Source organism: Draconibacterium sp. (genome assembly GCF_041583095.1).
Taxonomy (GTDB): Bacteria; Bacteroidota; Bacteroidia; order Bacteroidales; family Prolixibacteraceae; genus Draconibacterium.
This window is the reverse complement of record NZ_JBFHGM010000278.1, coordinates 1-6648: the sequence shown is the minus strand read 5'-3', so window position 1 is coordinate 6648 and position 6648 is coordinate 1. Positions and strand designations below refer to the sequence as shown.

General features: G+C 42.5%; 6 protein-coding genes. 3 read left to right on the top strand and 3 right to left on the bottom strand.

The features are described from left to right. The 3 genes from ABZB17_RS18940 to dtd form a co-directional block, all read right to left on the bottom strand. Positions 1-563, bottom strand: a 563-nt coding sequence (locus tag ABZB17_RS18940) for an aminotransferase class IV (RefSeq protein ID WP_372652527.1), incomplete at its 3' end; no start/stop codon positions are given. A 706-nt stretch (positions 564-1269) separates the two neighbouring features. After that, the gene (locus ABZB17_RS18935; protein ID WP_372652525.1) at positions 1270-1608 is read right to left on the bottom strand and encodes a nucleotide pyrophosphohydrolase; all 339 of its coding nucleotides are present in this window, start codon (positions 1606-1608) and stop codon (positions 1270-1272) included. 15 nt (positions 1609-1623) lie between these two features. Further along, positions 1624-2079, bottom strand: coding sequence for a D-aminoacyl-tRNA deacylase (dtd, locus tag ABZB17_RS18930; protein ID WP_372652523.1), 456 nt, complete (start codon positions 2077-2079; stop codon positions 1624-1626). Positions 2080-2185: 106 nt separating this feature from the next. Here dtd and ABZB17_RS18925 point away from each other — a divergent pair, with 106 nt between their 5' ends. The 3 genes from ABZB17_RS18925 to ABZB17_RS18915 all read left to right on the top strand — a co-directional run. After that, entirely contained in the window at positions 2186-4567 is a 2382-nt protein-coding gene (locus tag ABZB17_RS18925; protein WP_372652521.1) for a TonB-dependent receptor domain-containing protein, read from the top strand. Between the two features lie 427 nt (positions 4568-4994). After that, the gene (locus ABZB17_RS18920) at positions 4995-6164 is read left to right on the top strand and encodes a Gfo/Idh/MocA family protein (RefSeq protein WP_372652519.1); all 1170 of its coding nucleotides are present in this window, start codon (positions 4995-4997) and stop codon (positions 6162-6164) included. A gap of 67 nt (positions 6165-6231) precedes the next feature. Beyond that, on the top strand, positions 6232-6648 hold a 417-nt coding region (locus ABZB17_RS18915; protein ID WP_372652517.1), incomplete at its 3' end, for a sugar phosphate isomerase/epimerase family protein.

Below are 6648 nucleotides of genomic sequence, written 5' to 3'. Positions count from 1 at the left end.
TAGTTTCCGCCAACTTTATATTTTCCTGTTCCTTGCGGAGCAGCACGGTCGAATTCGCGGTAAATTACCAGGTTGGTAGGTTTAAATCCTTCAGGGAAATAAGGACCAACAGGCATTACAAATACCATAAACAGGTACTCTTCGGCCGGAGCAACACCAATTTGTGGTCCGGTACCAATTAACAACGGACGAATGTATAGCGCAGCACCCGATTCATAAGGCGGAACAAAGCGCTCATTCATTTTTACAGCCATTCGAACGGCTTCCTGAAATTTCTCAACCGGAAGTTTCTGCATCAGAATACCATCGGCAGAATTTTGCATACGTTTGGCATTTTCATCCATGCGAAAAACCCTTACCTTTCCATCTTTTCCTTTAAAGGCTTTTAGTCCTTCAAAAGCTTCCTGCCCATAATGCAATGCCGTTGCCGACATATGAATATTAATGACGTTTGATGAGCTGATTTCAAGTTCTCCCCACTTGCCGTTGCGATAGTAGCAACGAACGTTATAGTCGGTATCGCGGTATCCAAACCCAAGGTTTTTCCAATCGAGATTTTCCATTGTTTACGTTTTAAGTCTGCTTGTTTTGTATTCTTTTTGCAACTTTTGTTGCATTAGCAAAGTAAGCGATTTTTCTTTAATGAAAGTAGAAATTTCATCATGAAACCCGTTTGTAGTAAATGTTTTATAACGTACAGGTAATTTCTGATATTTTTAATTCAATAAGATTTTGCTGTTTTTTCTTAAAATTTTATCCGGATGGCCGGAATATTATTTCAAAATAACAAAAGTGTAGTTTTCAGGAAAAACAGGCTACCTATTATTATAAACTTTAACTCCAGAGGTTTCTAAATTGAATAAAGCAACAATCCACAAGAAACCAGTTTTTGCCTTATCAGGCTGATTCTACTCTTTGGCTTAGCCCAAACAGTAGACAGAGAACCCAAGGCTGCGCCCGCTTCTCTCGGAAAAGCCCTGCCTACCGGCAGGCAGGTACGCGATGCCGACTAAAATTCCTGAAACTCGTCGTTCCTCCTCAAACATCAGTAATTTTTTAACGCCGTCACCGCTTGTTTTCCGGCTCACCGGCCGAGGTCAGGCTCCAGTGTAGCTGGTGTTGCATTAGTGGACGGACCAATAGCAGTATTGGCTCGGAAATGTCTTCCAAGTGCTTCGTTTTTGTGTCAAGACAAAAATGAAGGCCTGCGGCAGCAATAGTAAAAATAGACAACTCAAATATTTACACAATTATTCTTATATATTGGTGTTATTTCAGTTTATCATTGTTTTTATGCCGGTCGCCATCGCGTTTGGTTTTTTTCTCCATATTTTTCAGAAAGGCGTCATTCAGATCCACTCCGGTTTGGTTGGCCAGACAAATGAGCACCCAAAGAACATCGGCCATTTCATCAGCAAGGTCAAATTCTTCATCCGACTTTTTAAACGACTGATCGCCATATTTTCGGGCCATAATGCGCGCCAGTTCGCCCACTTCTTCGGTAAGAATTGTCATATTCGTCAGTTCGCTGAAGTAGCGCACACCAACGGTTTTTATCCACTCGTCAACCTGCTTTTGAGCTTCGGGAATTGTGAGTTCGTTTTTCATAGTGCTTTATTGGGATTAAAAATCCTTTTGTTTAGAGTCGATGATAATGGTTACCGGACCATCGTTAATCAGCGACACATCCATCATGGCACCAAATTTTCCGGTTCCCACTTTTTTGCCAAGAGCCTTTTCCATGGCGGCCACAAATTTTTCGTACATGGGAATAGAGATATCGGATTTGGCAGCCCGGATGTACGATGGGCGGTTACCCTTTTTGGTTTTGGCCTGTAGGGTAAACTGGCTCACCACAATTATATCGCCGTCAACATCCATAACCGAGCGGTTCATCACACCGTTCTCATCATCAAATATCCGGAGCTGTGTCGATTTTTTTACCAGGTAATCAATGTCTTCCTGTGTATCATCGTTTTCGATGCCAACCAAAATCAGCAGTCCATTTTTTATGGCCGATATTTTTTCGCTTTCAACGGTTACCGAAGCTTCCTTTACTTTTTGAATTACAACACGCATCTGCTTTTTACTTTTTCGATGGCTAATTTATAAAAACAATAATCCTTTCTCAACTTTTATTATTTAGTTTTGTTTGGAAATTTGACAGAAATATTAAACAAAAACAATGAGAAGACTCGGATTAATTTTTCTTTTATTCGGATTGCCTGTAAGTATGCTTGCACAAAACGCCGCAGTAACAGGAAAAGTTGTGGATGCAGTGAGCAATGAACCATTACCGTTTGTTAATGTGCTGGTATCGGGTACCTCGAACGGAACGGTAACAGATGAGTCAGGCCACTTCGAGTTTAGAAATCTGACTCCTGGATTCATTCGCATTGAAGCCAGTTTTGTAGGTTATAAAAAGGCTATTTCATCGGAGGTGGAGGTAAATAATTCGAGCGCTCCTTTTGTTGAAATATTACTCGAAAAAACGGTTTCGGAGCTGGATGAAGTTACGGTTACAGCATCTCCATTCCGAAAAACCATTGAAAGTCCGGTTTCCTTGCGAAGTATTGGTATTGGAGAAATTGAAAAAAGCCCCGGTGCCAACCGCGATATTTCAAAAATCATTCAGTCATTTGCTGGTGTGCAGTCAACGCCCGCTTTTCGCAATGATATTATTATCCGTGGCGGCGGCCCGTCAGAAAGTCGCTTTTATCTTGATGGTGTTGAGGTGCCGTTTATCAACCACTTTGCCACGCAGGGAGCTTCCGGAGGCCCGGTTGGCATTTTAAATGCCGATTTTATTCGCGAGGTAAATTATTACTCCGGCGCTTTCCCGGCCAACCGGGGAAATGCTTTAAGCGGTGTGATGGAATTTTACCAGATCGATGGGAACGAGGAGAAACTAAATTTTCATGGAACGCTTGGCGCATCGGAAATTGCAGCAACTTTGGATGGCCCTATTGGAGAAAAGACAAACTTTGTTGTTTCAATACGTCAGTCGTATCTGCAGTTTTTGTTTAGTGCGCTGGAATTGCCGTTTTTACCCACATTTACCGATATGCAGTTTAAGGTACGCACCCGTTTCGATAAAAAGAATGAGTTGACCCTGATTGGTTTGGGAGCCAACGATTTGTTTGAATTGAATGAAGATATTGAAGATCCCGACGACGAGCAAAAGTACATTCTCAGCGAAATTCCGGTGAACAAACAATGGTCGTACACGGTGGGTGCGGTTTACAAACATTACCGCGATAACAGCTACCAGACTTTTGTGGCAAGTCGCAGTCATTTAGACAATAACGCCTACAAATACCTTGATAATGATAAGAGTTCGGAAGAGAATAAAATTCTTGATTACGACTCGCAGGAGGCCGAAAACAAGTTTCGTTTCGAGAACACTTCGCGTATGGATGGTTTTAAACTGAATTTTGGTGCCAACCTCGATTTTGTAAGCTACAAGAACAGCTCGCAATTCCGCCGATTTTACGAGGGACAGCCGGTTGATGTGAGTTACAACACCGATCTTAACCTCGTGAAATACGGTTTGTTTGCACAGCTCAGCAAGTCGGTTTTTAGCGAACGCTTGGCACTTTCGCTGGGCGTGCGCGCTGATGCGAATAATTACTCGTCGAGCATGAAGAACTTGTTGGATCAGTTCTCGCCGCGTTTTTCAGCATCGTACACCTTAACCGATCGGTGGAGCCTGAATTTTAATACCGGACGTTATTACCAATTGCCGGCTTATACAACGCTGGGTTACAAGGAGAACGATGTTTTAGTGAATAAAGCCAACAATCTGAAATACATTGCGGTAGATCATGTTATTGGAGGATTGGAATTTCGTCCCCGACCAGCGGTGCAGTTATCGGCCGAGGCATTCTGGAAAGGTTATTCACAATATCCGTTTTCGGTGAACGACCAGGTAAGTTTGGCGAATCTGGGAGCCGATTATGGTGTAGTTGGCGACGAAGAAGTAACCTCAACCTCCGAGGGAAGAGCTTACGGAGCCGAATTTCAGGCGCGTATTAATTCTACTGACGGATTTAATTTCAACCTTTCGTACACCTTGGTACGTAGCGAATTTAATGACGGAGAAGGCGCTTACATCCCCTCAAGTTGGGACGCGAAGCACCTGATTACACTTACTACTACTAAAGACTTGAAACGTAACTGGCGCGTAGGTGCACGCTGGCGTTTTGTGGGTGGTTTGCCTTATACGACGTGGGATATAGAAAAATCATCGCTGGTGGAAGCCTGGAACCTGCAAGGCGGACCGTATTACGATTATACGCAGCTTAATGCCAAACGCTTTGACCCTTTTCATCAGCTCGATATTCGCGTAGATAAATCCTACTATTTCGAAAAACTCACCGCTAAATTTTATATCGACATTCAAAACCTTTATAATTTCCAGGCGCAGGAAAACGATATTGTAGTTCGTGCCGAAGATGCCAACGGGAATTTCCTTACAACCGACAATGGAACGCGTTATGTGCTGAACGAAATTGAAAGCAAGTCGGGAACGGTTTTACCAACCATCGGAATTATTATTGAATTTTAATTCAGTGAGACGCTAATTTCAGAAACGAAGTGCCCTGAAATGATAAAGTTGAACTGATTCCAATGATCTACCGTTGGGATTTAATGGGGTTAACTTGCCTGTCGAGAGTCTGATAACCAGTTCCCTGAGGCAAATATAGAAACATCATACCCTACGCAAACTCGTATATTCTGCGGTGGTACAGTTCATTCATACAACCTTTTGATTCTTGTAAAATAAATCAATACGACTAGGTATAAAACAGTGTTTTGTGAATCCTTATACTGGGAGTTCATAACGATATTTTATACGTGTACTTCAAATTTATGAATAGAGTACCGAAAGTAAACAGAATAGAACAGAAAGAAGAAGATGTATTTTATTGCTTCCTTAAAAAGAGTTCTTAAATTTATGAAATAATACTGAATCAATATAAACTAAATAGATCATGATGAATCGAAAACTTCGTATGGGAATGGTTGGTGGAGGCACCGACGCGTTTATTGGAGCAATACACCGTTTGGCAGCTTTTATGGACAACCAGATTGAGCTTGTTTGCGGCTGTTTTAGTGTAAACCCTGAAATATCAAAACAATCGGGAAAATTATATTATTTACCAGATGACAGAGTCTATGAAACCTATCAGGAAATGTTTGAAAAAGAAGCCAAACTTCCGGAAGGCGAACGAATGGATTTTGTTTCGATAGTAACACCCAATTTTGTGCATTTTGCACCGGCAATGATGGCACTTGAACATGGTTTTCATGTGGTGCTGGATAAACCGATAACATTTACATTGGATGAGGCATATCAACTTAAAGAACAAATCAATAAAACCGGCTTAACTTTTGCGTTAACACATACTTATTCGGGTTACCCTGCCGTTAAACAAGCCAAACAAATGGTTGCCGAAGGTAAATTTGGAAAAATCAGAAAAATATTTGTTGAATATCCGCAGGGGTGGCTTTCATCGAAAGTGGAAGACGCAGGAAATGCACAGGCAAGTTGGCGTACCGACCCAAAAAAATCGGGGAAAGCCGGTTGTATGGGCGACATTGGGACACATGCACATCAGCTGGCCGAATATATTACAGGGTTAAAAGTAACAGAGCTTTGTGCTGAAATCAATGTTTTTGTTCCTAATCGTTTATTGGATGATGATGGTGCTGCTTTGTTGCGTTTCGATAACGGAGCCAAAGGTGTTCTTATGGCCAGTCAGGTTGCTGCCGGCGAAGAAAACGCAGTTAAAATTAGGGTTTACGGCGAAAAAGGTGGGCTGGAATGGAACCAGCACGAACCCAATACTTTAATTTTAAAATGGATCGACCAACCGGTACAGATCTTACGGACCGGAACCAGTTTGGATGCTCCGGCAGCCTTGCATAATACACGAACACCGGGCGGACACCCTGAAGGTTACCTGGAAGCTTTTGCCAATATTTACCGCAATTTTGCACTTACCGTTCGTGCAAAAGCCAACGGTGAAGAACCTACACCCGAAATGCTGGATTTCCCGGGCGTTGAAGACGGTATTCGCGGAATGCAGTTTATCGATACCGTAGTTAGTGCCGGGTCCAACGACGAGGTGAAATGGGTAAAATTTGGCGATATAATTTGAAATGAATGAGCAGGTGATTACAAGTCACCTGCTCATAAAAATATATGAACTTAAAACTACAACAATAATGGCAAGACCAGTAACACTTTTTACCGGACAATGGGCCGATTTGCCTATTGAAACCATGTGTCAGAAAGCAAAACAATTTGGCTACGATGGTTTGGAACTATGTACCTGGGGCGATCACATGGAAATTGCAAAAGCTGACCAGGCATACTGCGATAACAGAAAAGAATTACTCAATAAATATGATTTACAGTTATTTACCATTTCCACGCACCTTGATGGGCAATGTGTTTGCGATCCTATCGATAAGCGGCACAAAAGTATTGCCAGCCCACAGGTTTGGGGCGATGGCGATCCGGAAGGTGTGCGTCAGCGTGCAGCCGAAGAAATGGTAAAAACGGCCGAAGTGGCCAAGCGACTGGGAGTGGATACCGTGGCTGGATTTACCGGAAGCCCGATTTGGCACATGTTGTATTCG

Excerpts from the sequence above, each read along its gene's own strand:
- ABZB17_RS18935 (WP_372652525.1), bottom strand. The coding sequence starts at position 1,608 with ATGAAAAACGAACTCACAATTCCCGAAGCTCAAAAGCAGGTTGACGAG.
- dtd (WP_372652523.1), bottom strand. The coding sequence starts at position 2,079 with ATGCGTGTTGTAATTCAAAAAGTAAAGGAAGCTTCGGTAACCGTTGAA.
- ABZB17_RS18925 (WP_372652521.1), top strand. The coding sequence starts at position 2,186 with ATGAGAAGACTCGGATTAATTTTTCTTTTATTCGGATTGCCTGTAAGT.
- ABZB17_RS18920 (WP_372652519.1), top strand. The coding sequence starts at position 4,995 with ATGATGAATCGAAAACTTCGTATGGGAATGGTTGGTGGAGGCACCGAC.